Source organism: Aquisalimonas lutea, assembly GCF_030409225.1.
In the GTDB taxonomy this organism is placed as follows: Bacteria; Pseudomonadota; Gammaproteobacteria; order Nitrococcales; family Aquisalimonadaceae; genus Aquisalimonas; species Aquisalimonas lutea.
In genome coordinates this window covers 364,278-388,131 of the sequence record NZ_JAUFPK010000005.1, presented here as the reverse complement: position 1 = coordinate 388,131, position 23,854 = coordinate 364,278, and the positions used below count along the sequence as shown (strand labels likewise).

The following is a 23,854-nucleotide window of genomic DNA, read 5'->3' as shown; positions in this document are numbered from 1 at the left end:
TCATTCCGCAGCTGGTGTCGACGGCGCAGTCCGGGTCGCGCGTCGCTTGCCATCCCATGCCAGCAGCGCCGGTGTCAGCAGCACGGTAATGAACGTGGCGACGGCCAACCCGCCGACGATAGCGGTGGCGAGCTGGACCCAGAACTGCCCGGACGGCGCGCCGAAGAACAGGTCCCGGGCGAAGAAGTCGACGGTCATCCCGAACACCATGGGCAGCAGGCCGACGATGGTGGTGATCGCCGTGAGCAGTACCGGGCGCAGGCGCTCCGAGCCGGCGCGCAGCGCAGCGTCCGTCGGTCCGAGCCCGGCGCCGCGATGGGCGTTGTAGGCATCGATGAGCACAATGTTGTTGTTCACCACGATGCCCGCCAGGGCCATGATGCCTATACCGCTCATCACCACCGAGAACGGCTCCTGCCGGACCAGCAGCCCCAGAAACACCCCGGCGAAGGAGAACACGATGGCGGACAGGACCAGCAGGCTCTGGAAGAAGCTGTTCAGTTGCGTCAGCAGGACGAGAAACATCAGGAAGATCGCCACCACGAAGGCCTCGACGAGGAAGATCATCGCCTCCTGCTGGTCTTCAACCTCGCCCGCAAAGCCCACATCCACCTCGTCGTCCAGGCCGGAGGCCGCGATGGCCTCCCGCAGGGTGGCGAGCTCCGCCGTCACGGTGGTCCCCGGCACGATATCGGCGGAGACCGTCTGCACGTTGCGGCCGTCCACCCGGTTGATCACCGACGGCGCCGGCGAGGCGGTCAGCTCCACGAAGTTCGTGATGGGCATCATCCCGCGTTCGGTGGCAATGCGCAGCTCGGCGAGCTGGGCGAAGGTACGATCCTCCAACGGGTAGCGCAGGCGGATGTCCACCTCGTCCGGCGCGAACTCCGGCAGATAGGAACCCAGCAAAAGACCGTTGGTGAGCAGCTGCACGGTATCCCCCAGCGTGGCGATGTCCACGCCGTAGCGAGCGGCCTGCTCGCGGTTCACCTGCAGGCGGATCTCCGGCTGCGGCATGGGCACGTCGCTGGCGATATCGACGAACGTCCCCTGGGCGGCCATGAGTTCCTGCAGCTGCCGGGAGGCGGGACCCAGCCGCTCCCGATCGGCGGCGGAGAGCTCGATCTGCACCGGCCGGGCATCCCCGGGGCCGGACTCTTGCTCCTGGATCTGAATCCCCAGCCCGGGGATGGACTCGGTGGCTTCGCGGATGCGATCCAGGATGACCGCGGCGGGCTCCCGGTGACGCCAGTCATCGAAGTCGATCTGGATGGTGCCGATGACATCCGGCGCCAGGTTGGCAGCCAGACGCGCCTCCACGGAGCCGATGGTGCGGGCGTAGACGCGGTCCACGCCTTCCTTGTCCATGACCCTGTCCTCCACCAGGCGCACGAGGCGGTCGGCTTCCTGCACCGACAGGTTGCCGTCCGCACGAACCTGGATCTGGGCGCGCTCCGGCTCCACGGCGGGGAAGAAGTTCACGCCCTTGCCCAGCGCGCCGTACAGGGCGAAGGAGCCCAGCAGCACCAGCAGGCTGAGGCCTACGGCGAAGCCTGGCCGGGCAACGGTATAGTGCAGCATCCGGCCGTAGAGGCCCGATCCGTTGGCCGTGCGCGCGGCAGGCGCGGGCGAGTTGCCACCGGGGAGCAACGAGCCGATCACCGGGACAAACACCAGCGCCATGAGCAGCGACGCGGTGAGGGTGACGATCACGGTGGCCGGCAGGTAACGCATGAACTGCCCGGCCACGCCCGGCCAGAACAGCAGCGGAATGAACACCGCCAGGGTGGTAGCTGTCGAGGCAACCAGCGGCCAGGCCATACGCTGGGCGGCGCCCAGGAACGCCTCCTGCCGGGACCGCCCCTCCTCGCGGTAGCGTTCCGCCAGCTCCACCACCACGATGGCACCGTCCACCAGCATGCCGATCACGAGAATCAGGGCGAACAGCACCACGATGTTCAGGGTGAAGCCGATCAGGTTGATGGCGAGAATGCCCGCCAGGAACGAGCTGGGGATGGCGATGGCCACCAGCAGCGACGCCCGCACGCCCAGGGCCAGGATCATCGTGAGCATGACCAGGACCACCGCGGCGATGACGTTGTTCTCCAGGTCGCCCAGCAGATCCGCGACGTCCTCGGCCTGGTTCAGCAGGTAGTCCACTTGCACCGACTCGGGCCAGTCCGCTCGCATCTCCTCGACCACCGCCTGGACGTCGGCGACGGTGTCGATGATATTGGCCCCGGAGGTCTTGCTGATGTCCAGCCCGATGGTGGGCTGGCCTCCGATCCGGGCAAAGCTGACGGGATCCTGGAAAGTCTGGCGCACTTCGGCCACGTCCTGGACGCGCACCACGGCGTTGTCGGTGACCTGCACCGGCATGACCAGAACGTCCGCCGCCGACTGGATCGTCCCCGGGATGGACACGCCGATGCGCCCGGAACCGGTGTCGAAAGCGCCGGCGGTAACCAGCTGGTTATTGTTGCGTATCGCCTGGCTGACTTCCCGCGGGGACAGCCCGTGGGACTGCAGGGCCAGCGGGTCGATGATGACTTCCATGAGGTCTTCCCGGGCCCCGGAGATATCGGCCTCCAGCACCCCCGACACCGACTCCAGCCGCTCCTCCAGTTGCCGTCCCACACGGATCAGCTCCCTCTCGGGGACGTCGCCGGAGAGCGCCACCGTGAGGATCGGGAACAGCGACAGGTCGATCTCCCGCACGGAGGGCGCGTCCGCGCCGGCGGGCAGCTTCGGTGTAGCGTTGTCCGTCTCGTCGCGCACGCTCTGTAGCGCGGCCTGGTGATCGAAGCCCGGATCGAACTCGAGGGTCACGGTGGCGAAGCCGTCAGCGGCCCGGGCGTCCATGCGCCGCAACCCGGCGATGGACTGGAGCTGGCGCTCCAGCGGCTCCACCAGCAGTCGGGCGCTATCCTCGGCAGAGATGCCCGGATAGGTGACAGTCACCACGAAGTACGGGGTCTCGATCTCCGGCGTCGCTTCCTTGGGCACCGTCACGTAGGAGTAGCCGCCGGCCAGGACGATCAGCACCAGCAGCAGACTCACCGTGCGCGCCCGGCTGAACACGGCTGCGAGGGCGCGGTACACTAGCGGGCCTCCTCACTCTGGCGCAGATAGTCCTCGGGGACTTCGCGCACGTCGACCGCCTGGCCCGGGCTGAGCATACCGCGGCTGATGGTGACAACGCGTGCCTGCTCGGGCAGGCCGGTAACCCAGACGCCGTCCGCCCGGGCACGCACCACCTCCACGGGAGTGAAAGCGACGCGGTCGTCCGCGTCCACGGTCTGCAGGCCGATGCGGCCCCGGGCGTCCAGCCGGATCAGCGCCGGCGACACCCGATGCGCCTGCACGGTTTCCGTGGGAATCACGACCTCGGCACTCAGTCCTGAAGGCAGGGCCGGATCGCTGTTGTCCACTTCCACTTCCACCCGGAACGTCCGCGTTGCAGCGTCAGCCAGCGGCGCAATGTAACGGATGGTGCCCTGGCGACGGCCGCCGCCGATGAAGTCCACCCGGGCCGGCATGCCCGTGCGCAGCCGCGGCGCCGCAGCCTGATGCACGTGGACCACGGCGATGAGCGGATCGTTGTCGACGATCTGCAGCACCTCGCCGCCCATGGAGACATAGGCACCCAGGTCGGCGTCCACCCGGTTGACTACCCCGCCGATGGGCGCGCGCAGGGTAGTGTTCTCGATCTCCAGCTCAATGGCGCGCAGGTCGGCGCGGGCGGCCTCCAGCTCGGCCAGTCGCGTCTGGGCCTCGGTTTGCGACACGAATCCATCCTCGACCATGTCCATGGTGCTTTCGTAGTTCCGCCGGGCCGAGGCCAGCTGGGCCTTTGCCCGGGCCAGACGCGCCTGCCGATCATCCATGGAGAGCTGGCCCACGGCCTCACCGCGCTCCACCCGGGTGCCGGTGCTGGTCATCTCCTCGACGATGCCGTCGGTGCGCGCCCGCAGTACCGTGACCTGATTGGGCTCCACGTCGCCGTACAGCACGATCTCCCGGGTCACCGGCTGCGCCTCGCTGGTCATCACCGCCACCGTGGGCGGGCCCGGGGGCTCCCGCTCGGCAACCGGAGCATCGTCGCGACCCAGCATGCCGCTGCCGATCCACACCGTGAGGAGCACGATGATGGCGACGAAAACGAGAGTGGTGGAGTTCAGGAACCGGGCGCGGAGACCCTGGGGCGACGCCATGTGCTGCTCCTCCCTGCGAAGAGCCCACGGGGTATGGGCAACGGTATCCATGCCGGAACAGGATCGACCGCAAGTTTAGCGCACTGGCTGTTTCTTCTGTCCACCAAGGGCGATCAGCCAACGACCGACAGCGAATGCCCCCGCCGCAAAGCACGCGGCTAGCAGCGCCACGCATCGGCAGCACCAGCGCCGTTAGCCTGACGCACCTTGGAAGCGATCCTCGTTCGGGGCGTTCTCGAAGTAGTCCTCGTGGTCGGCCCCGTACTCTTCACACAAGGCCTGGGCCCGCTGGATCGCCGCGTTGGACCCCGCCAGGGAAAACGCCGCGATCCAGGAATCGTTGCCGCCGAGGACCCGGACTCGCGCCGTGTGGCCATTGCGCAGATCTCGGAGGACGCCGGTGGCATCGTCGAAGACCACCGCCACCTCGGCAAGCCGAGTTTTCGGCACACGGTTGTAGAGCACATCCCCGGCACGGATATCCCGCCGATCGACCCGCAACTGGGCGCGCCCATCCTTCAAGCCCGCGGAAGAAGGAAACCGATGCACCTGATCGAACACGGCTAAATAGAACGACTCCCGGCAAGAGTCGGCCACAAAGTCGATGCGCATGGCACCCCTCTCGCCCCCCTGGGCCTCGACAAATGCCCGCCCTTCGCCGCCTGGTTGAGAGTCTATGTAAAAGTACGAGTCCCAGTTGTTCTCGTGTGAGCGCTCGTACTTGATCTCGGCATGCGCACCACTCACCATCACAACGAGCCCTCCGATTAGCATCAAGGCCAATCCCGCCCTACGCGCACTTGGCGACGCACTCATAATTCCCCCCTGTGGTGTTCTTGGTTCGGTCCATGGATGACCATACCAGCCGCTCAATAGCCGGCAGCGCGACGCGTATCACATCCACCAGTCGCTCGATACGATTCGGAAACAATCCACCCCGGCCAAGCGGCTACTCGAAGTAGTCCTCGTGACGTGTGCCGTCAGAGTGCGACTCTTTGCCCACATCATGCTCCTCACACAACGCCTGCGCCCGCTCGATCGCTGCAGCGGCCCCCGTCGAGCGGGAAGGCGACCACAGCCGATGCTGCGTATCCAGGAAGAACGAATATCACGTGCCCTTGTGCTGACTCACATGGCGGCACCTGCGCAGCCGCTGATACGGCCACACACGTCATCACAATCGCGCACACCCTTGCGATCCATCCCTGGCAAGTCATTGCTACTCCCAACTCTCTTTCGCTCACGCCTTGAAGTAGATTATCTGCATAAGCCGGGTCGCCTTCCACCACTCGGCATAGGTGGGCTCAGCCAGGCGCTTCCGGCCGAAGACCGCGGTTCGCGCACACGGGATAGAAAATGGCGTAACCTTTCCGATTCACGGAACCGGAGAATGGGGCCTGCTCACGTTCAACTGGAGAAACGAGAGCGGAATCGATGAGCATCGCCGAACAGCCGCCATTTTCTGCGGGAAAATGTTCGCCTCGCACGTGCAGGAAGCTTTGCGCAATGTGCTGAAGGAGAACGTACCTCCCCGCGGGCAACGCGAGCTCACTTGGCGCGAAAAGGAGTGCCTTCTTTGGACGGCGGAAGGTAAAACAGCGTGGGAAATCGCTCAGATTATCAACATATCGAGACGCACGGTGGTATACCATCTGAGAAACGCAATGATTAAGCTCGACGCCACCAACCGCACTCAAGCCGCAGTTAACGCATTCCCCCACCTTTGCTTGGACGTCGAGGCTTTGCGGCGCAGTACCAACTTTGGCGAGCTCGTTGCTGTCCATGTCGTCACGTCAGAGGAAAACAGCTAACGTCCGCTCGCTCCCGCCCCGATATCGGTGATCCAAAACCGGGCGTTACGGTCAGCTGGGTCACCAAAGGTCTCGTCACACGATGAAGGCGGATCGTGGACATCCCCGAAGGACGCCGTCCTTCATGCTATCGGGTTCCAGTCGCACATCGAACCGCATCCCAATGGAGGGGGGCGTCCTCGACATAGGTTGGCGGCCGAGACAGTTGGGTTGGCTCGTAACTCGTCCGTTCTTCGGCCGATCACCATGCCCTTGATGCGTGGAGTTGCTCGCCGAGCGCTAGGCGTACATCTGCGGCTACTACGTCTTCCCTGGCAGCGGCAAGACAGGGCATTTGGTGGCCCCGACGGGACCGACCACGAATCGTCAAGCGAGCGATCCGACCTCGATTCCTGAGCCCGCTCAGTTCTCTGGCGGGGCCGGAATGACGATCTCCATGCCGAGCAGAAGGAAGGAAAGCGTCTTGCCGTGACCGTCGAGATTCAGCGCGCCGTTGACGCCGCCCTGCAAGACATCGTCGATCACCAGGTTCATGCCCGCCAGGCCCGGCATCAGATAGCGGCGCACGCGGCTGGCACCGCGATGGGCGAACAGGGCCAGCACGCGCGATTCGGTGACCTGCTCGACCAGCAGCGGGTAATCTCGCTCGGTATAGGCGAACAACGCGAGGTTGAGCCGGTCGCCCTTGTCGCCGGCGCGCGCGTGGGCCAGACGATGCAGCGGCACGCTGGTCGACGTGACAAACTCAGTGACTGGTGGCATGGGCATGGCTCCTCTCGTCGAACAGGGTGGCGCAGGCGACCACATCGCTGCGCTTAACCAGGTAGGAGGCGGTGCAGACGCGGCGCTGGAAGTGGCGACGCACCCCGCCGCCGCCCGCCGGCCCCGCGCAGTAGAGGGCCAGAAGCTCCTGGGTGGCGCGCTCGACCCGGTGCCGCTCGGGGTGCTCGACGGCCAGCCGCAGGCGGTAGTCGCCGGACTCGCTCGGCTGTCGTTGCATCTGCAGGTCGCCGCCGTCACTGTCGAAGACGCTGGCATGGCCGATCAGGTCCAGCCGCGAGCGCAGCTCGGGCGGTGCACGAAAGCCCAGCCGCTCGCGGAGAATCTCGGCCGCCAGCCGAGCCCGGGCCAGCGCATTGGGGCCGGCGTAGGAGATCTCCGCCTCGCCCTGCCAGCCGCCTTCGTAGCACACGGTGGTCTTGAGCCGTTCCGGCGCCGGCTTGCCGCGGATTCCGCTTACGGCCACCCGATCGGGCCCCACCTCGCGCACGACGACTTGGCTGAGATCCACCACCACGTCCGGGGTCAGATAGTTGGCAGGGTCGTGCACCTCGTACAGCAGCTGCTCCTTGACCGTGCGCTGGGTCACCTGGCCGCCGGTACCCGGAGGCTTGGTGACCACCAGGCTGCCGTCTTCCTCCACCTCGATGATGGGATAACCCACCGTGGCCAGCCCGGGCACGTCCTTGAACCCCGGGTCGGCAAAGTAGCCGCCGGTCACCTGGGCACCGCATTCCCCGAGGTGCCCGGCCATCATGCCCGCGGCCAGCCGGTCCCAGTCGTCCCAGGCCCAGCCGAAATGATGCACCAGCGGAGCCAGGAACAGCGCCGGGTCGGCAACGCGCCCGGTCACCACCACCTCGGCCCCTTGCGCCAGGGCCTGCACCAGAGGGGCTGCCCCGAGATAGACGTTGGCCGATATCAACGCTTCGGCACCCGGCAGCTCACGGTTCTCCGCCTCCCAGCGCTGAAGATCCAGGCCCGCCAGGCGGTCGCGGATGTCGTCCCCTTCCACCAGGCCGATACGCGTCGCCTCCCTGCCCGCGGCCTTGGCCAGCGAGCGCACGCGCCGGCACGCCCCCAGCGGGTTGGCGGCGCCGAAGTTGCCCAGCACGCGAACGCCGTGGGCCAGGCAGTCGCCGAGCACGGGAGAGAGCAGCTCGTCCAGCAGCGGCTCATAGCCCTTGGCGGGATCGTCGCGCATGGCGCGATGCGCCGCCGCCAGAGTGCGTTCGCCCAGGGTCTCGAAGAGCAGCGCACAGGGCTGGCCACGACGAACCAGCTCGGCCACCACCGGGATCGCCGCATCGGTGCGGTCGCCGGAGAAGCCGGCACCGCTTCCCAGCAGAAAGGTCATGGGTGCGTCTCCTCCGCCGGTACCTTTCCGGCAGCGCCGCGTATGGGGGCGCGCCGCCGCGTGCCGTACAGGGCCACCAGCGCCAGCAACGCGGCCGTGGTGGTAAGCCACCCCGGCGTCAGCGCCAGGCCGATCACCAACACCAGACCGGCGACATCGAGCAGACGATGGCCGGTGATCGCCACCCGCGATATCAGAGAGGCGAAGGCCAGCACGAAGACGACGCCCTGACAGATCGCAAGCAGGATATCGACCGCGCCGCCGAAACCGGCCAGGGCGGGATAGATCAGCAGCAGAAAGGGGATCACGTAGATGGCCGCCGCCAGGCGCACGGCCTCGCCGGCCGCCGGCAGCCAGTTGGTATCGGCGATGCCCGCCGCCACGAACACCGCCACGCATACCGGCGGCGTGATGACCGACAACGTGGCGAAGTAGAACACGAACAGATGGGCGATCAGCGGCTCGACGCCGACGGTGGTCAGCGCTGGCGCCAGCACCGAGGCCACCAGCACATAGGCGGCGGTGGTGGGAATGCCCATGCCCAGAATCAGGCACACGCCGCCGACGATGCCCGCCACCAGGAACAGCGATTCGCCGCCCACGTTGACGATCAGGCTGGCGAGCGTCACCCCGATGCCGGTCATGCCGATCATCGCCACCAGGATCTGCGCCCCGGCGAGCAGCACGCCGATGATCACCATGCCCCGCCCGGCATCCGTGAGCCCCGACAGCAGCTTGCCGACGATCTCGCGCCACCCCATCCGCGCCAGCAGCGCAAAGGGCACGAAGGTGAGCACCGTCATCGAGATGCCGTAGAACGCCGCCATCTGGATGGAGCGCCCGGAGAGCACGCCGTAGAAGAGCCCGCCCAGGGCAGCGAGGATCGGCACGAGGCGCGCCGGGCGCAGTACCTCGACCCAGCTGGGCAGCTCGTCGTCGGGCACCACGCGCAGCTGGCGTCGCTTGGCCACCAGGTGGATGGTCAGGAACACACCCAGGTAGAAGAGGATTGCCGGCAGCAGCGCCGCCAGGGCGATGCGGACGTAACTCTCGCCGAGGATCTCGGCCATGATGAAGGCAGCCGCCCCGAGGATCGGCGGTGCGATCTGCCCGCCGGTGGAGGCCACGGCTTCCACGCCGGAGGCGAAGGGGCGGGGGTAGTCGAGCCGCTTCATCATGGGGATCGTGAAGTTGCCGGTGGTGGCCACGTTGGCCACCGCGCTGCCGCTAACCATGCCGAACAGCCCCGAAGCCACGGTGGCCACCTTGGCCGCGCCCCCGGGCGAGCGCCCGCTGATCCGCAGGGCCAGATCCATGAAGGTCTGTCCGCCACCGGTGTGCAGCAGCAGGCAGCCGAACAGCACGAAGGCCGCGATGGTGGTGGCGGCGACTCCGACCAGCATGCCCCATACACCCAGGTCCCCGAGATAGATGGTCTCGGTCATGTAGGCCAGGTCGAAGCCGCGATGCCCCAGCGGGCCGGGTATGAGCGCCCCGAACCAGGCATAGGCCAGGCCGGCCAATACCAGCAGCGGAAAGATCACCCCGATGCTGCGCCGCGACAGTTCGAGGATCGCGACCAGCAGCACGCCCGTGAAAAGCATTTCGCGCGGTCCCGCCCAGGGCAGTTCCACCAGAATGCGCTGCTGGTTCATCACCACGTAACCGCAGGCCACCACCGCGCCCACCGCCAGCGACAGGTCGACGGCCAGGCCGAGGGGCCGCCAGCGGGTGCCGGCCCACAGGGGATACACGGTCAACCCCAGAAGGATCACCAGCGCGAGAAAGATCCCGCGCTGGATCAGGCTCTCGAAGGGGCCGGTGGCCGATGTATAGAGGATCAGCCCACCGAGCGTCAGGGCCAGGACTCGGGTCAGGTTCTCGCGCATGGGAAGCTTCTCGGCCGAGCCTTATTCCGCAGGCTGCAGAGCGTCAGGGATCTCCATCCCCTGCTCCTCGAAGTAGCGGGCAGCGCCGGCGTGCAGCGGCACGGTCCCCACCTCAAGGGTCATCTCCGCCAGGTCGGCATCCTTGACCGCGGAGAAGGCGTTGGCCTGGGGCTCGGGGTTCTCCATCACGGCCTTGACGATCTGATAGGCGGTCTCCTCGTCCATGTCCGGATGAGCATGCACGGCCACACCGAAGGCCCAGGTGGTATAGGCAGGAATGCCCTCGCCCGCGCCCTCGGGAATGTCCACCACGGCAATGTCGGGCATCTCGCGGCGCAAGGTCGCGGCCTGCTCGTCGCTGAGCGAGAGCACCTCGATGGGCGTAAAGGTGGCGATGTCCATGGTCGAGCCGTCCAGGCGGTTGCCGACCCCCGACTTCACATAGCCGGCGATGCGATCGTCCTTGATGGAAGCGACCACATCGGTGGTGGAGCCGCGCACGTACTCCGGCGCGATGCCGAGGGTTTCCAGGACTGCCTCGGTGGTGCTCTCGGTGGCCGAACCGGTAATCCCCGGATTGAGGCGCACCCCGTCCAGATCGTCGAGACTCTCGACCCCGGCGTCTTCGCGCAGCACCACGTTCTGCGGCGCCACGGTGTAGACCCACAGCAGCCGGCTGTCCACGGCGCGGTCCGCGAAGTCGCCCTGCCCCGCATAGGCATGATAGCCGGTGTTGGTGGTCACCAGCCCCATATCGATCTGGTCGCGGCTGAGCCGACGCAGGTTGTCGACGGTGGCACCGGTTTCGGCAACGGAGGAACTCACACCGTCGAGCTCGCTGTTGATGATCTGATTGACCGCCACGAAGTAGCCGTAGTGGCTCGAGGAGCTGGAGGTCGAGCCGATCAGCAGGCGTTCCTGGGCCGGAACGGCGGCAGCGGTGAGGATTGCGGCACTGGCGGCCGCAGCCGTGAGCAGCGTTTTCATGGTTGGCTCCTCCTGCCCGGTAGCGGGCTTGTTGTCGTCATGGATGCGCTCACGGGCCGCACAGCCAGGAAGCAATGTCCTCTCATGGCGGTGGCCCATGGCACGCTTTCCAGCGTGGACACCGCTCCATTTTTTGTATATTGAATTGTTTTTAAACTATGTTTTACTTTTTAAATGAGACCCAGCATCCGTCAGCTCAGCGCCTTCGTGGCCGTAGCGCAGTCACGCAGCCTCGCCGAGGCCAGCGAGCGCATCCACCTTTCCCAGCCCGCCATTTCCATTGCCCTGCGCAAGCTGGAAGAGAGCGTGGGCGGTGCGCTGTTCTCGCGCACCGCTCGTCAGCTGTCGCTGACCCCGGAAGGCGAAGCCTTCCTGCCCGTGGCCACCCGCCTGCTCAACGACTGGACGGAAGCCTTCGAGGATCTCGACGACCTCTTCTCCAAGAATCGCGGCAAGGTCACCGTAGCGGCCTTGCCCACGCTGGCCGCCGGCCTGCTGCCAGGCATCATCGCCGCCTTTCACGACCGCCACCCGCGCATCAACTTCGCCCTGCACGACTTGCTCGCCGAGCAGGTCAACGCCATGGTGCGAGAAGGCCGCGCCGACCTGGGGCTCTCGGTGCCGCCCCTCGACGCCGAGGAGTTCCACTTCGAGCCGGTGCTGGAGGACCGTTACGTCGCCGTCTGCCCCAGCGGCCATGCGCTGCTGGCACAGTCGCAGGTCGAGTGGGCGCAGCTCGCCGGTCACCCCTTCATCAGCATCCACCGGCTGTCCAGCTCCCGCCAGGACATCGACCGCACCATGGGCGACGTGGGTAAAACGCTGGATATCCTCTGCGATGCCAGCCAGATCGCCACCGTCGGGCGAATGGTGGCCGCTGGCGTCGGCATCAGCGTGCTGCCGGAGCTCAGCTTCCGGCAGATCGCCACCCACGGCATCGAGTATCGGCCACTGGTGCAGCCCCACGTCGCACGCCCGCTCGGCATCATACAGCGCCGTCGTCACCCGCTTTCCGCCGCCGCGACGGCGCTGCGCGAGATGATCATCGCCCGTGCCGAGGCATCGACTGGCCATCCATCCTCTTAGAGTGACGGTTCCCCGCAAATCGGATGTGGAAATCAGTGACATCCTTTCAGGTAATTATGAGGACATGGACCGGACGATCCGGATGCGACCGGGCAGGATTCGGCTCTACGAACGCACCGGCAATGCGGCTCCCGTCTACCGTCGCTGCGGCATATAGCACCGACGCTTCGGAAGTGGCTGCGGCGCAACCGTAAGGAACGAGCCTCGGTCTAGGCGCTCTTGCCATTGATTTTCGTTTCTTGGACGAGTTCCACAACGTCGCACATCGCTTCAAGGCGTATCAGATTCCTGTGAAACACAGAAGCTCGCAGGCCGGTTCCATCGGTATTGAGGGCGAAATACGGGACTATAACTTGCGCGTGCAGAAGCAAATGGAGAAATTGCAAGAACGGAAGAAGAGCAACCCGAACAATGAGAAGGTTTTTGAACTACTTGCTGCTGTTGATGAGTCTTTTCGGTGGCGCCGTGATTTCGGCGACTGTAATCGGCCAACATGAATCGGTCGTCGAGATGTCCAGGATGATTTAGAAGTGTCCAGTGGATCGGGCGCGGGGCAACGCGCAAGTACACTGAGCTTTGAATCTGGCGGTTCCGTTGGCCTGCATCTCAGGAGATAGCCATTTCGGCTTGTCGCGCGACCAGGGAGTCATATAAGGTTTCCTCGTGAGCAATGGAGAAGACGTCAATCGGCGTTTGCTCGCTGGAAGTTTCGCCCCGCTACAACGGCGGTGCGTCGTTCAGTCTGTCAGTGACAAGGAGGTCTTTATGGCGACGCAGTGCTCGCAGTCTCTTCAGCCTATTCGGCGCGGCATGAGCATGCCGCGTAATCAGTACGAAGCCACCGTTATTTCCGAGGACGAGCTATTCGGCGTCTGGCTGGAACACAGTGTCCAGTCCGGGCGTATGAGCCGTACCGACGCCGACGCGGTATGGCGTGCGGCAACGCGCGATGTTTGGCCTGACGACCCGCAACAGAGCGAGCGGGTGGACCGGATCATCGAGGGTGTTCTGGGCAATGTGGCCAATGTACGCAGTGGGGTTGACGTTGCTCGACTGATGGCGGACTTCAAAGGGCTCGGTAGCTACCACATCCGGAGCTATGCGGGCGAGCGCTATATCATTTTCAAGGGTTGGCCGGCGGGCCGCAGCGTGATTCAGGGAACTCGCTACCTGGCCGACAATCCGAAGATAGTCTCAATGGGTATTGGTCGTCTCGGCGTGAAGGACGCGGCGAAGGCCGGCGCGCGCCTGACATTCGTCCTAATTGGTGCTTATCGCGTACTTCAGTACCTACTCGACGACAAGTTCACGCTGACGCGCCTCGTGGGTACGTTGACGACGGACATCCTCAAGATCTCGGCCAGTGCAGCATTCGCAGCATTGATTGGCGGGACTGCTGCAACTGCGGGGGCGACGGTTGTCGGCCCGCTGGTGTTGGCGATCATCGTCGGTGGCGCGACGAGCGTGGGTCTGGATGCGCTCGATAGTCGGCTGCAGCTGACCGACAGGCTCTGCTGGCAGCTGGAAAACCTCTTGCGCGAGCTTGGCCGCATCGATACGTGGGGCTGCCGAGCGCGCGTAGCGGCCGAAAACACACTGGTCGATCTGGCTGACGCAGTGACCGAGGAGATTCTTGAGACGATACGGCGCCGCGGTGAGCAGGCCCTGCGCCATTGGACCGGACCCCACCTCTACAGGGGGTGGATACACATGCCGGTGCTTCGCTGACATGAGGCGCGAGCAGAAGAAAACTGAAGAACCCTTCGGCGGCCCCATGGAGCAGGGTAAACAGCTCGCTGTGCTCGGCGTCGGTGTGGCGATGTTGTTGCTTGCATGGTTTGCGCCGCAATTCATGTACGAGGCATTCGTACAGGATTACTACCAACCCCTCGCCAATTCGGGGCCGGTGGTGCGGGTCAACTATGCCAACTTTGCTGCTGCCGGACTCGTCTGGGTGGGCATCGGCGCCCCTCTCCTCACCGGCTACGTGGTGCTTTTGCACTACATCCGGATTGGCGACAGCGTGAAGCGGACAGTATCGAAATGGCTTTCCGTGTGGATCTGGGGCGGCGTTGTACTTGTGGGCGTCGTCCCCATTGTCGCGGGTATCACCGCGGAGTCGTATGTTCGCGCCCAGAATGGATACGAATACTGCGGGCGGCTCTTCGAGCTCGGCGTCGGTCGCTTTGAGCGGGTTTACATTAGCGATCCGAGGCTGTGCGTCTCGCCCTACGTGTTGGACGAAGCGCTCGAGCGCTATGGATACGCCCAAGTGGAGTAACACCTGGCTCTATCAGAGAGTGAAGCGGTAGCGCGCTGCGGGGGCGAGGTCGTGCGGGGGAGGTCACGCGCGTGCGTGCAGCTCTCCACCGGCAATGCGTCGCCCCGATGGACCTACGGGTGGTCGAACCCCAGCGAGACGGGACACCGCACTGGCATCTCGTGGTGTTCGTCGCGCCAAACGGCCCAAGCGGTGATCGACACCATGCAGCGCTATGCGTTGGAGGACACGCCCGACGAGCCAGGCGCGAGCCGTCACCGCTTCCAGGTTGAGCGGATCGACCCGCAGCGTGGGACGGCAACCGGCTATGTCGCCAAGTACGTCGCCAAGGGCATCGACTGAAGCAGCTCCCGTTTCGACCGGACACCTTGTTCGTTGACCTGAAGGCCTAGGCATAGCCCTAGTGCAAAGGAGTGACCAAGGTGGAACGCATCGAAGTCGTAGCAGGGGTGCAGCGGCGGCGTCGGTACTCGCCGCGGGAGAAGGCGGATCTGGTGGCGCTGTGCGAGCAGCCCGGCATATCGGTATCGCTTGTGGCGCGGCCCCATGGTATGTCCCCGAGTCTCCTGTTCCGGTGGAAGAAGCTGATGGACGACGGTGGCATGACGGCAGTGGGTTCGGGCGACGAGGTGGTCAGCGCCGCCGAGGTGAAGGCGTTGAAGCGCCAGGTGCGTGAGCTCGAGCGCCTGCTGGGGCGCAAGACCATGGAGACCGAGATTCTCAAGGAAGCCCTGGAGGTGGCTCAGGCGAAAAAGTTGATCTCGCGCATACCCTTGTTGCCGCCGGACGATTCCCGGTGAAGCCGTTCCGCGTCTGATCGAATTAGCCGAACCGCTACCAGGAACGAAAGCGTGGCGGATCACCGGCGTATCGGACGGCCGCAGCGAGGTTCTGACCCGCTTCCATCGATGGCAAACGCGCCTGCGGGAAACGCCGTGCGAGACAGGCGCAGCGACCGCCGCTGTGGCGCATATGCCGTCCACGACGGGGCAACAGGGGCACTGCATTATACCGCCACTCTGACGCGGCACGGGGGCGTTCCTCGCCGCGCTGCCTGCTCGCGCCGCCCTCAGGTGGAACAAGGCTCGGGGCTGCCGCCAGGTGATAGCCATCAGCGGGTAGCCACGTGGTGACTACATCGAGGGCCGGCGAGCGGGGATTACGTCCTTTGGAGTTCTGTCAATAACTATACGTCTATTCGTCCGAGGTGTTCGCCTCTCCCCGCACACCAAGTAGCCGACGTTCCTTGCGAAGCCTTAGAACTACATAATCCTCGAACTCCTCAGGGTACTTCCCGAGTCCAGTTGAAAGGATTACCTGCCATCCCAGATCCTCCGGGTTCTCCAGGGACATAAACTGCAATACGGCCTGTTTCAGCCACTGTGATTCGATCCCCATCGTCTCTGGGGTATCAATCATATTAAACCTCGGATACTGCACGCCTGGCGTTGTTAAACTCATTTGCATCAGAGTCATGAAATACATCAGCCGCTTCGGAACACTCGCGCTCGCCTCCCGATACTCCCCGTTATTGATAACCGGCATATAATTGTCCTTATCAATTCGCGCCGTTCGGCAATCGGGAAGAGCATTACGCATGAAACTGCTGTAATAATAACTAAACTGATCTATGCGTTCTGATATCGCCTCGCTTACCTCAGTTTCTTTACGATTAAGATTGCGCCTCGCTCTTTCTAACTCACCCATCGCTCGATCTAACTCAGCCTGCCTTTCCTCTAGCTGCTTTTCGACGTCAATGGCTTTTTTAATACTTTCTATACGCTCCTTCGCAGCCAATACTGCATCATCCATCTCCTCGATTTCGTCAGCATTCGATAGATCTGGCGTGACACTCGTATCTTCCATCAACTTACTGCGGATCTCGTGCCTATCCGCTTCCAATTTCCTCATCCCCGCTTCGGAGCCCTCAATCTCATTCCGCACGCCATCTCGCGCGATCTCCACTGTCTCCAGAGCCTTCCTCTTCGACTTCAAAAGCTCCTTATACTCGTGCGAGGTGTAGAAAAAGCGTTCATATTGCTCTTCTTCGATTGGAGCCCCACAGACGCAATGTCCTGTAGCTCTCTCAACAGAGCTAAGACAGTAGGGACAGGTATCTGAAGAGAACAGATTCATTTGCGTGTGTGTAAGCAAAATCTTATCAATTCTATCAACCTCCTCCACGAGCTTCTTTCTAAGCTCCAAAAGCTTCGCCTGCTCCTCATACGCCGCTATCAGTGTTTGCCTCAAAGTAGATAGATTGAGTTCGATGCTATATAGATCGTTTCTTACTTCCGTCAAGTATTGAAAATTTTCAACCGAGCTGTTCGCCTTCTCGCGCACAGCGCGCCGACTAAAACGCAGCCCTTCAAGCCTCGCCTCCTCCTGCCAAAGCTCATCCCTTAGGTGCTCTAAATTGACGACATCCTTTCTACCAAGCAACTCACTAGCTAGCCGTTCGTACTCTTGATAAACGGAGAGAGCCACCTGTCGCTCCCGATCGCGACGTTTTTCCTCACTAATCGCCTGGTAATATTCTGCGAATGCCTTACCCATCCAAAGCTGAAATATGACCTGCCTCAATAAATTAGAGTCTGCCACAAACCCTTGCTGATCAGGAGTCTTGTAAATCCTATCCGGATCTGCCGCCTGATCATGGTAAACCAGTCGAAATAGATCATTACTTTTGATTATAAACTCTTTTGATCCAAGGGATAATTCAACGGCTGGCACTCCAAGATTCTCAAGCAACCAGTCAGAAAATATCACGCCGGCTTCAGCAGAATTCCTATACAGTGGATATATTTCCGATGATCCCTGTCGCACATTGCCCGACTCGTCTTCTTCGAACCGCGTAACAAGAATCTCGTTATCGCCAATCCATCGGCGCAGAACATAGCGCGATTCTCCAATCGTAAGATCCACCAGAACCCAGTTGTTCTTATCGGAGGTTATCTCTTGATGCTTTTGAGACTTGCTACCAATCTCAAATTCCCCGGCAACTCCGCCTATTCCATAATAAAGAAGATTAAAGAACGTGGTCTTTCCAGTTCCGTTGTCACCCTCAATTATGTTGAGGCCTGAACCGAAATCTGGCGACTCAAAGTAGTATTGATCACCCTCATAAAAGACTTTGTTTATTCTTAGAGCGACCATCGTGTTACTCCATGATCATCGTATAGGCGCCGCATCAATTTTTCTTTCGTGAGGATATTTATCCTGGGGACAAGCTCCTTGAGGCGCTTTGTGTTTTCGTATTCTTTAGAAAAATTGCTCCTCTTCAAAAAATCCGCTGGCAGATTTTCCTTGATCAGCGTCACATCCATTTCGCCTGACTTTCCGGGCCGAGTCTCCACGTAACCTCTTTTCCCAAGTGTTATCATAAGCTTCCCTAACTCCAACTCATGCATAGGGCCGCTTGAAAAGGCGCTAAAGAGGTATTCACGATCTACGGCGTTCTTGATAGGTTGGCGCTTCGCCCGATCGATTATCCCAATCAATACTTTGTCGGATACAAAAGGGATGAGATATGCGATCTTCCGGTGATCTCTCAGAAAAATTCCGTTACGGCAACCCAGTGAGTCAAGAAGAACAAAGGCCGTATAGGTAAAGAAATAAAAATCCTCACCAGACGTGAACATCAAGCGCTTCTTTTGTTCTCGACGCTCAGTTTCCATCGGAAGGAACCTGGTCTAGAGATATAAAACACGTGTCCATTAGGTTGAGAACAACTCCCTCCAGAGTTTGTGGATTACTGAGCTTATATTGGTAGTCGCCCTTCAACTCCTCCACCTCTTCCTTGGCACACTCAAAGAGGATTTCAATGGCGGCATTCACGTCTGAGGTTTCGGTAAATGGTCGCTGGATCGCACCATTTCCGATTGAGCGCTCGCACGCTATAAGCACTCGGCACCACATTGCTTTCACACTATGGTGGCCTATGGCCGCTTCCATTTGGGCGATACTCGCCCTTCTGGCGAGCACACTGAGAGCCTGAGGGTCGAAGTCCGGATAAACGGCCTGTATTTTCTCGCCCAGATTCCGAGAATCCGATGGCTCAGGGATATCCTCCCAATGTTTCCAGGCAGGGTCGGACAGGCCGTCTTCTGCCTCGGATGCGGCCTTAAGGAAAAGCACTTGGATGTCCGATTTATAAACAAACCGCTCAGCATGATCTTTGTAAGACTGCCGCTCGTCAAAAGTATCCAACAATTCTCTACAGATGGTCTCTTCTTTTCCTTCCGTTCGATAATTGAACCACGAGCTATTTCGCACCTGCTCTATTACTGCCTGGTACAGTAACTTCTCGTCTTCGGTTCCAAAAAACCACTCAATTCGACCCAAGAAATCCCTAATATGACTGTCAGACATTTTCTCGATTTCGTCCACATATCCCTTGGAAGAGGATTTCGCATATTGCGACTGGTACTCATCGAGGAGAACGGCCCGAACGCATTTTACGGTATTTGCGTCAGAAAAGTCCTTATCTTGAAGCAACTTCAAGATGGGTGACTCAGGAGGCGTGAGCCCATATTTATCTTCGAAATTTTTCTTATTTTCTTTACCAATTTCTGCAGTAGTATAAAAGCCGAAGCTTATTTTATCGCTAGACCTCCATTTCCCTAAAAAAATATCGAGGAAGCTTACCAGTGTGTTCTTAACCGGGTTGCTATTCAGCGTGAAGCTAGTTGATGGATCGTAGTTCTTGTCCTCTTCGTAGTATTCTTCTGTCCCTTCTTTGCTTGCATTTTGGAGGGATACGTCCTCGGTGTCTTCAACCGCTGAGTAGAAGTGCGTCTCGTTACTCGCCTCAATGCGCTGCAGCATCAGGTGGGCCGCCCGGAGGCGCTGGAGCCTGAACCCCTTGGCTCCTTCATGCGCTTCGCGGTTGATGGTTTGTGTCATAGACTTGCCTGCCAGTGCCAGAGCTCAACTTCGACGACGCCATTTCACGTCAGCTCGGTAGATGTGGAAACGTGTACCGCGGGCGTAGACACCTCATCAAGCGTCATAAGGCCTATACGAGCCCTCGTGCATTACCTAGACGCATAGCCAATCTCTGGCTCTTTTCATTTGTGTGGTGCCAGTGGGCCAAGTCGAAAAGTCGATCTAATGCGAACGCGGGCAGCATGAAAGTTGTACCTATAACTCGTAAAAAATAGAACACCCAACAGGAACCGGAGCAGCGATCATGAGGTTATGAACTTCGTTGGTCAACGCGCATCTTCAACCACTGTCTGTCGCTTTTCCTATTCAGTGCGTGCATTTTCCGGTAGCAGTTTGGGCACAGCGCGACTGCGTTACCAATCACGTCCTCCCCGCCCTCGCGAGCCAAAGTATATGGTGGCACTCAAGGTAGGGTTCGCCAGCCTTCGTGTAGAAGGGCGCTGGTGATTGGCAAAGATCACAGTAACCGTTTGCAGCGCGCTTCACATACGCGGAGACAGCCGGATTCCTTATGATGACGTGGCTCGCTCGCAGACGGGCGTTTCTCTGGGCTGCGTTTGGCGCTCTCGGCAAGGCTGCGGAGCCCCTCTAAGCTGCTCTCCGACTTTAGCAACCGCGCTTCGAGTCGTTGCTCATTTTCTCGCGCCTCATTGGCCGTAGGGAGCGGCTTTGTTCCGCCGGACTTTAGGCGAACGGGGAACATGTAGACCTTTCGCCTCTTCTGGGAGGTGCCCGGCTGCTCCTCCTGGTACGGCTCCCCCGCAAGCTCTACCTCGCCTGCATAGACGTATTGGCCGGGCGTAAACACTTCAAGTAGATGGACCGTAAGGCCGATTTCGTGAGACTCCCCAAGCACCCGGTTCTGCCGATCCAGCTCTTGGTGGCCAGTCGGCCCCATGCCCGTGTAGTGCGGGACATCGCCTTCCCAGCGGTCTTGGTATAGCGATTTTGTGTGGTCCGAAACAAGCACTAGACAGTTGTTGGCGTGGGAGCGGCGCATCCCGCCTTGAAGCCCCACACCGAACTGTTGCATCACTTCGTTGTTGTTCAATCTCGCGCCCGGCTGAACCAACGACCTCTACCCATCAAAGGACCAAAAGCGGTACCGCACGGTCCCGAGAGTAGAGGAACGAATGGTCAGGGGAAAGACATGCGCGAGAAGATATCGTCGCTACATGCAGTTTAAGACCACGCCGCAGCGTCTACATGGCGTCTACACGAGACAGCTAACTTAAGTGGAGTCGCCATAACTTACTGTTTTTATGGTGCCGGTGGACGGAATCGAACCGCCGACCTACTGATTACGAAGCGCAATCAGGTAGTTACGGGCGATCTTAAGGCGACAAAGCTGAATCGGGCTCCCGGAGCTAGGAACCATCTAGCTCTGCGGAGGCTGATATGGCAATCAAGCTAACCGTCACCTCAACCAAGGGCGGGGTCGGGAAGACGACCGTCACGGCCAACCTCGGCGCCTACATCGCAGACCTCGGCTACCGGGTTCTCTTGATCGACGCCGACATCCAACCAACGCTATCCAGCTATTTCCCCCTCGCGCAACAGGCGGACTACGGGCTCACTCAACTCATCACCGCCGGTGAAACTGGATCCACGGTGAGCACCACCACCCTGGCCGCTCGCGATGGCGGCACTCTGGACGTCATCGTATCCAACGATCCCGATGGGGCATTACAGAACTGGATTCTCCATACCCCGGATGGTCGGGTTCGGCTCCGGCACATCCTCTCGGATTACGATGAAATCTATGACGCGATCCTGATCGACACCCAGGGTGCGGTGGGCCCTCTCCAGGACGCGGCCGTGCTCGCCGCAGACCTCCTCCTTTCACCGATCCCGCCCGAGATCCTGTCAGCCCGGGAATTCGCCCGCGGGACTGTAACCATGCTCGAGCGCCTGCGGCCGATGGCTGCCATGGGGGCACCCGTCGGTCCACTCCGCGGCATGCTCTACCGCATGGACCGGACAGCGGACGCACGCGTCATCGCCGACGAGCTCCGCCGGGAGTCGTACGGGCCAAGCCGCGGGCAAATAACCGTCATGGATACGGCGGTCCCTGCAACGGTCGCATACCGGGAGGCAGCAACCCACCAAGTCCCCGTGCATCGCTGGGAGACACGGCGCTCCGGACCCACACCGGCGGCAGCGGAGACCATGCGCGCGCTTGCCGCCGAGTGCCTCCCCCACCTGGTCGACGATCACAGGGAGGTCGAGGGCCATGGCTAAGGAAATCGATCGCGACAAGCTCCGGCAAACGCTTTATCAAGGCCACTTCGCTCAGCCGGGACAGGAACTGTCACCGGGTGAACCGGTAACCGTGACCCAGATGATCCTGGACATCGACCAGATCAAGGCCTACGACCGCAACCCGCGCAAGGCACCCAACCCACGCTACGACGAAATCAAGGCTTCGATTCGCGCGCAGCGTGGGCTCAACAACGCGCTTGAGGTGACACGCCGGCCGGGCGATGAGGTCTACATGGTGCGCGCCGGCGGCAACACGCGGCTCAAGGCACTGCGTGAGCTGGCCGAGGAGACCAGCGACCCGACCTTCCGGACGGTCCACTGCCTGTATCACCCATGGGACGACGATGCCCACGTCCTGACGGCGCACCTAGTCGAGAACGAGCTACGCGGTGAGATGACGCTCATCGACAAAGCCGTTGCCCTCCAGCAACTGCGCAGCGAGTTCGAGGCCGAGGCCGGCGGGGAACTGTCACGATCGGCCTTCCAACGCCGCCTGCAAGACGTCGGGTATACCGTGTCTCGTCCCCTGCTCCGGCGGTTCGAGTACGCAGCCGCAACGCTCCTCCCCGCGATTCCGCAGGCGCTGGAAGGTGGCCTCGGCGGCAGTACCGTTGAGCAAATCCGCCAGCTCCATACAGCGGCAGCCGAGCTCTGGACGGCCCACGAGCAACCAGAGGATCAACTCCAGATCGTCTGGGAGCAGGCCCTTGCCGCCACGGATGCACCGGACTGGGATCTGGAGGTCGGGCGACAACAGCTGGAGCGCGACCTCGCAGAAACCCTCGATGTGCCCCTGCGCGAGATCCGGCTGGAACTCGATACCCGGCTGCGGCAACAAGGTGGTCCCAATTCGGCGCGACAGACGGTGGCACCATCCGCACCCGCCTCGGAGTCCCCTGAGCAGGAACCCGTACCGCAACAGACTCCATCATCTGGTACGCCACCAGCGACCGCAGGCACCGAGCATATCGATGCAACGCCCGCCGGCCCCGGCGAGCACGCGAACGCGGAGCCGGCTTCAGCCTCGGCCACCATCACCGAAGACGCGCGTGACGCACCGAACGAGCCGGAACTCGCCGACCCATCCACTTACGGCAGTGAATGGAGTGACGAAGAGTCACCCGGGCATGGCGACGCGGGCGAACCGTCGACCACACCCGGCGAGGACGCGACCGTCAGCTCGCTCCGGCGGGACGCTTTCCTGTGCGCCGAGCAACTCGCGCGTCGGTACAAGCTCGACATCTATCTCAAACGCTGGGACTACGGCATGGGTTTTCTCATGGATCTCCCTCCGCCGGAAGACGTCCTTCGAGATCCGTCAACGCCGCAGAGCACCCGTCGCCAGTGGGTGTGGTGGCTGCTGACGGTCTGGTCGGAAGCCCTGGAAGAATCCAAGGCGGCCCATGCGCCATTCCCCGAGCGCTTCGAACTGGGCCGGGTCATCAACCACGGCAACGACCAAGCGCTGCACTACCGCGTCGGCTCCCCCATGTGGGCCATAGCAGCCGCCGATTGGTGGTCCTGCCCGAACACCCCGGAAGACGACTTCGAGGACTTATTGCAGCTGATGCGCACGTGTCGCCGCCTCGCCCAATGCGCCGCGGCCAGCGGTGAGGCGCTTTGGAGGGACGAATCATGAGCAAGGAACTCGCTTACCAGATCGTTTGCTACGCGGTTGAGAAGCTCAAGGCATCCGACGAGAACGCGGTCGCGGATCTGGGCTTCGATCCGGAAGAAATCAGGGCCATGGAACAAATGACCGTCGGCGAGCTGCATCACCTGGCCCGGATGGGGACCCACTTCCTGGATATCGCGGTCGACCACCGATGCCTGCAAAACGCCCTCGCCCACGCCCGCAACGAAGCAGAAAACGAATCCACGCAGGATAATCTGATCCGCAATGGCGCCAGCGCAGAAATGCTCCAGGCGCTCTACGGGCTTACGCCCGGCGAAGTCTGCCGCCGGAGGCGGCTTCTGGGTGCGCAAACGCCGCGCGGCCGTCCCCAGCGGCCCCGGCCGCCGACACAGGATCGCATCTGGCGCACGTGGTGCGCCCGCGGAGATCTTCCGGAACCGGAGCGCTATCTCGAGGTCGCCCGGGAGTGCCAGGTGTCGGCACAGGCCGTATGGCGCCTCGTTCAGGAGGCTCAGGCCATCCAGGACACGGTCGGCGGCGCCAGCGCATCCCCGAGCGCGGTCGTTTCCCTTGTGACCCGCTACGACGGCTCGGAGGGATAGGC

Annotated in this window: 19 protein-coding genes and 2 pseudogenes; 10 read left to right on the top strand and 11 right to left on the bottom strand. The window is 62.0% G+C overall.

What is annotated here, in order from left to right; genetic code table 11:
- The 3 genes from QWY84_RS16055 to QWY84_RS16045 all read right to left on the bottom strand — a co-directional run bounded on the left by QWY84_RS16055 (nt 1) and on the right by QWY84_RS16045 (nt 4,826).
- Nucleotides 1-3,102 carry an efflux RND transporter permease subunit gene (locus tag QWY84_RS16055; RefSeq protein ID WP_290203910.1) on the bottom strand — a complete coding sequence of 1,034 codons (3,102 nt, stop codon included), beginning with the start codon at nt 3,100-3,102 and terminating at the stop codon, nt 1-3.
- Complete coding sequence (locus QWY84_RS16050; RefSeq protein ID WP_290203909.1) at nt 3,102-4,214, bottom strand: efflux RND transporter periplasmic adaptor subunit; 1,113 nt, start codon at nt 4,212-4,214, stop codon at nt 3,102-3,104. The genes QWY84_RS16055 and QWY84_RS16050 overlap by 1 nt, the downstream gene beginning before the upstream one ends.
- Before the next feature lie 192 nt (nt 4,215-4,406).
- Nucleotides 4,407-4,826: a hypothetical protein gene (locus tag QWY84_RS16045; protein WP_290203908.1), complete on the bottom strand. Its 420-nt coding sequence runs from the start codon at nt 4,824-4,826 to the stop codon at nt 4,407-4,409.
- 860 nt (nt 4,827-5,686) lie between these two features.
- Here QWY84_RS16045 and QWY84_RS20135 point away from each other — a divergent pair.
- Nucleotides 5,687-6,025, top strand: a complete 339-nt coding sequence (locus tag QWY84_RS20135; protein WP_353959909.1) for a helix-turn-helix domain-containing protein — start codon at nt 5,687-5,689, stop codon at nt 6,023-6,025.
- Nucleotides 6,026-6,427: 402 nt separating this feature from the next.
- On the opposite strand, the gene QWY84_RS16035 is transcribed toward QWY84_RS20135, so the two are convergent.
- Genes QWY84_RS16035 through QWY84_RS16020 form a run of 4 tightly spaced genes read right to left on the bottom strand, consistent with a single transcriptional unit; the run spans nt 6,428 to nt 11,038 of the window.
- Nucleotides 6,428-6,787, bottom strand: coding sequence for an AtuA-related protein (locus QWY84_RS16035; RefSeq protein ID WP_290203906.1), 360 nt, complete (start codon nt 6,785-6,787; stop codon nt 6,428-6,430).
- Nucleotides 6,771-8,162, bottom strand: a complete 1,392-nt coding sequence (locus QWY84_RS16030) for an acyclic terpene utilization AtuA family protein (RefSeq protein WP_290203905.1) — start codon at nt 8,160-8,162, stop codon at nt 6,771-6,773. The genes QWY84_RS16035 and QWY84_RS16030 overlap by 17 nt, the downstream gene beginning before the upstream one ends.
- Nucleotides 8,159-10,051, bottom strand: a complete 1,893-nt coding sequence (locus QWY84_RS16025; protein WP_290203904.1) for a TRAP transporter permease — start codon at nt 10,049-10,051, stop codon at nt 8,159-8,161. Before QWY84_RS16025 ends, QWY84_RS16030 begins: the two co-directional genes overlap by 4 nt.
- A 21-nt stretch (nt 10,052-10,072) precedes the next feature.
- Nucleotides 10,073-11,038, bottom strand: a complete 966-nt coding sequence (locus tag QWY84_RS16020) for a TAXI family TRAP transporter solute-binding subunit (RefSeq protein ID WP_290203903.1) — start codon at nt 11,036-11,038, stop codon at nt 10,073-10,075.
- Between the two features lie 174 nt (nt 11,039-11,212).
- Here QWY84_RS16020 and QWY84_RS16015 point away from each other — a divergent pair, with 174 nt between their 5' ends.
- The 6 genes and pseudogenes from QWY84_RS16015 to QWY84_RS15985 form a co-directional block, all read left to right on the top strand.
- Nucleotides 11,213-12,124: a LysR family transcriptional regulator gene (locus tag QWY84_RS16015; RefSeq protein WP_290203902.1), complete on the top strand. Its 912-nt coding sequence runs from the start codon at nt 11,213-11,215 to the stop codon at nt 12,122-12,124.
- Nucleotides 12,125-12,363: 239 nt separating this feature from the next.
- Nucleotides 12,364-12,621 (top strand): hypothetical protein, encoded by a 258-nt coding sequence (locus tag QWY84_RS16010; RefSeq protein ID WP_290203901.1) that lies wholly within the window; start codon nt 12,364-12,366, stop codon nt 12,619-12,621.
- Nucleotides 12,622-12,889: 268 nt separating this feature from the next.
- Complete coding sequence (locus tag QWY84_RS16005) at nt 12,890-13,852, top strand: hypothetical protein (protein WP_290203900.1); 963 nt, start codon at nt 12,890-12,892, stop codon at nt 13,850-13,852.
- Nucleotide 13,853: 1 nt separating this feature from the next.
- A complete protein-coding gene (locus tag QWY84_RS16000; protein WP_290203899.1) occupies nt 13,854-14,405 on the top strand; it encodes a hypothetical protein in 552 nt (183 codons plus the stop codon).
- A 107-nt stretch (nt 14,406-14,512) separates the two neighbouring features.
- A pseudogene (locus QWY84_RS15995) lies at nt 14,513-14,747 on the top strand (replication endonuclease).
- A gap of 80 nt (nt 14,748-14,827) precedes the next feature.
- A pseudogene (locus QWY84_RS15985) lies at nt 14,828-15,207 on the top strand (transposase); the annotation flags it as partial.
- Between the two features lie 392 nt (nt 15,208-15,599).
- Here QWY84_RS15985 and QWY84_RS15980 read toward each other — a convergent pair.
- The 4 genes from QWY84_RS15980 to QWY84_RS20205 all read right to left on the bottom strand — a co-directional run bounded on the left by QWY84_RS15980 (nt 15,600) and on the right by QWY84_RS20205 (nt 20,403).
- The gene (locus QWY84_RS15980; protein WP_290203898.1) at nt 15,600-17,561 is read right to left on the bottom strand and encodes a hypothetical protein; all 1,962 of its coding nucleotides are present in this window, start codon (nt 17,559-17,561) and stop codon (nt 15,600-15,602) included.
- Entirely contained in the window at nt 17,549-18,082 is a 534-nt protein-coding gene (locus QWY84_RS15975; protein WP_290203897.1) for a hypothetical protein, read from the bottom strand. Before QWY84_RS15975 ends, QWY84_RS15980 begins: the two co-directional genes overlap by 13 nt.
- A complete protein-coding gene (locus QWY84_RS15970) occupies nt 18,072-19,310 on the bottom strand; it encodes a hypothetical protein (protein ID WP_290203896.1) in 1,239 nt (412 codons plus the stop codon). The genes QWY84_RS15975 and QWY84_RS15970 overlap by 11 nt, the downstream gene beginning before the upstream one ends.
- Before the next feature lie 499 nt (nt 19,311-19,809).
- Nucleotides 19,810-20,403 carry an SRA domain-containing endonuclease gene (locus QWY84_RS20205; RefSeq protein ID WP_494337367.1) on the bottom strand — a complete coding sequence of 198 codons (594 nt, stop codon included), beginning with the start codon at nt 20,401-20,403 and terminating at the stop codon, nt 19,810-19,812.
- Between the two features lie 347 nt (nt 20,404-20,750).
- Here QWY84_RS20205 and QWY84_RS15965 point away from each other — a divergent pair, with 347 nt between their 5' ends.
- The 3 genes from QWY84_RS15965 to QWY84_RS15955 are packed head-to-tail and all read left to right on the top strand — an operon-like array spanning nt 20,751 to nt 23,852.
- The gene (locus QWY84_RS15965; protein ID WP_290203895.1) at nt 20,751-21,593 is read left to right on the top strand and encodes a ParA family protein; all 843 of its coding nucleotides are present in this window, start codon (nt 20,751-20,753) and stop codon (nt 21,591-21,593) included.
- The gene (locus tag QWY84_RS15960; protein ID WP_290203894.1) at nt 21,586-23,253 is read left to right on the top strand and encodes a ParB family protein; all 1,668 of its coding nucleotides are present in this window, start codon (nt 21,586-21,588) and stop codon (nt 23,251-23,253) included. Before QWY84_RS15965 ends, QWY84_RS15960 begins: the two co-directional genes overlap by 8 nt.
- Entirely contained in the window at nt 23,250-23,852 is a 603-nt protein-coding gene (locus tag QWY84_RS15955; RefSeq protein ID WP_290203893.1) for an STY4526/YPO1902 family pathogenicity island replication protein, read from the top strand. Before QWY84_RS15960 ends, QWY84_RS15955 begins: the two co-directional genes overlap by 4 nt.
- Nucleotides 23,853-23,854: the final 2 nt, after the last annotated feature.

Excerpts from the sequence above, each read along its gene's own strand:
- QWY84_RS16050 (WP_290203909.1), bottom strand. The coding sequence starts at position 4,214 with ATGGCGTCGCCCCAGGGTCTCCGCGCCCGGTTCCTGAACTCCACCACT.
- QWY84_RS15955 (WP_290203893.1), top strand. The coding sequence starts at position 23,250 with ATGAGCAAGGAACTCGCTTACCAGATCGTTTGCTACGCGGTTGAGAAG.
- QWY84_RS20135 (WP_353959909.1), top strand. The coding sequence starts at position 5,687 with ATGTTCGCCTCGCACGTGCAGGAAGCTTTGCGCAATGTGCTGAAGGAG.
- QWY84_RS16025 (WP_290203904.1), bottom strand. The coding sequence starts at position 10,051 with ATGCGCGAGAACCTGACCCGAGTCCTGGCCCTGACGCTCGGTGGGCTG.
- QWY84_RS16000 (WP_290203899.1), top strand. The coding sequence starts at position 13,854 with ATGAGGCGCGAGCAGAAGAAAACTGAAGAACCCTTCGGCGGCCCCATG.
- QWY84_RS16020 (WP_290203903.1), bottom strand. The coding sequence starts at position 11,038 with ATGAAAACGCTGCTCACGGCTGCGGCCGCCAGTGCCGCAATCCTCACC.
- QWY84_RS16005 (WP_290203900.1), top strand. The coding sequence starts at position 12,890 with ATGGCGACGCAGTGCTCGCAGTCTCTTCAGCCTATTCGGCGCGGCATG.
- QWY84_RS15970 (WP_290203896.1), bottom strand. The coding sequence starts at position 19,310 with ATGACACAAACCATCAACCGCGAAGCGCATGAAGGAGCCAAGGGGTTC.
- QWY84_RS16045 (WP_290203908.1), bottom strand. The coding sequence starts at position 4,826 with ATGCGCATCGACTTTGTGGCCGACTCTTGCCGGGAGTCGTTCTATTTA.
- QWY84_RS16035 (WP_290203906.1), bottom strand. The coding sequence starts at position 6,787 with ATGCCACCAGTCACTGAGTTTGTCACGTCGACCAGCGTGCCGCTGCAT.
- QWY84_RS15975 (WP_290203897.1), bottom strand. The coding sequence starts at position 18,082 with ATGGAAACTGAGCGTCGAGAACAAAAGAAGCGCTTGATGTTCACGTCT.
- QWY84_RS15965 (WP_290203895.1), top strand. The coding sequence starts at position 20,751 with ATGGCAATCAAGCTAACCGTCACCTCAACCAAGGGCGGGGTCGGGAAG.
- QWY84_RS15960 (WP_290203894.1), top strand. The coding sequence starts at position 21,586 with ATGGCTAAGGAAATCGATCGCGACAAGCTCCGGCAAACGCTTTATCAA.
- QWY84_RS16015 (WP_290203902.1), top strand. The coding sequence starts at position 11,213 with ATGAGACCCAGCATCCGTCAGCTCAGCGCCTTCGTGGCCGTAGCGCAG.
- QWY84_RS16030 (WP_290203905.1), bottom strand. The coding sequence starts at position 8,162 with ATGACCTTTCTGCTGGGAAGCGGTGCCGGCTTCTCCGGCGACCGCACC.
- QWY84_RS15980 (WP_290203898.1), bottom strand. The coding sequence starts at position 17,561 with ATGGTCGCTCTAAGAATAAACAAAGTCTTTTATGAGGGTGATCAATAC.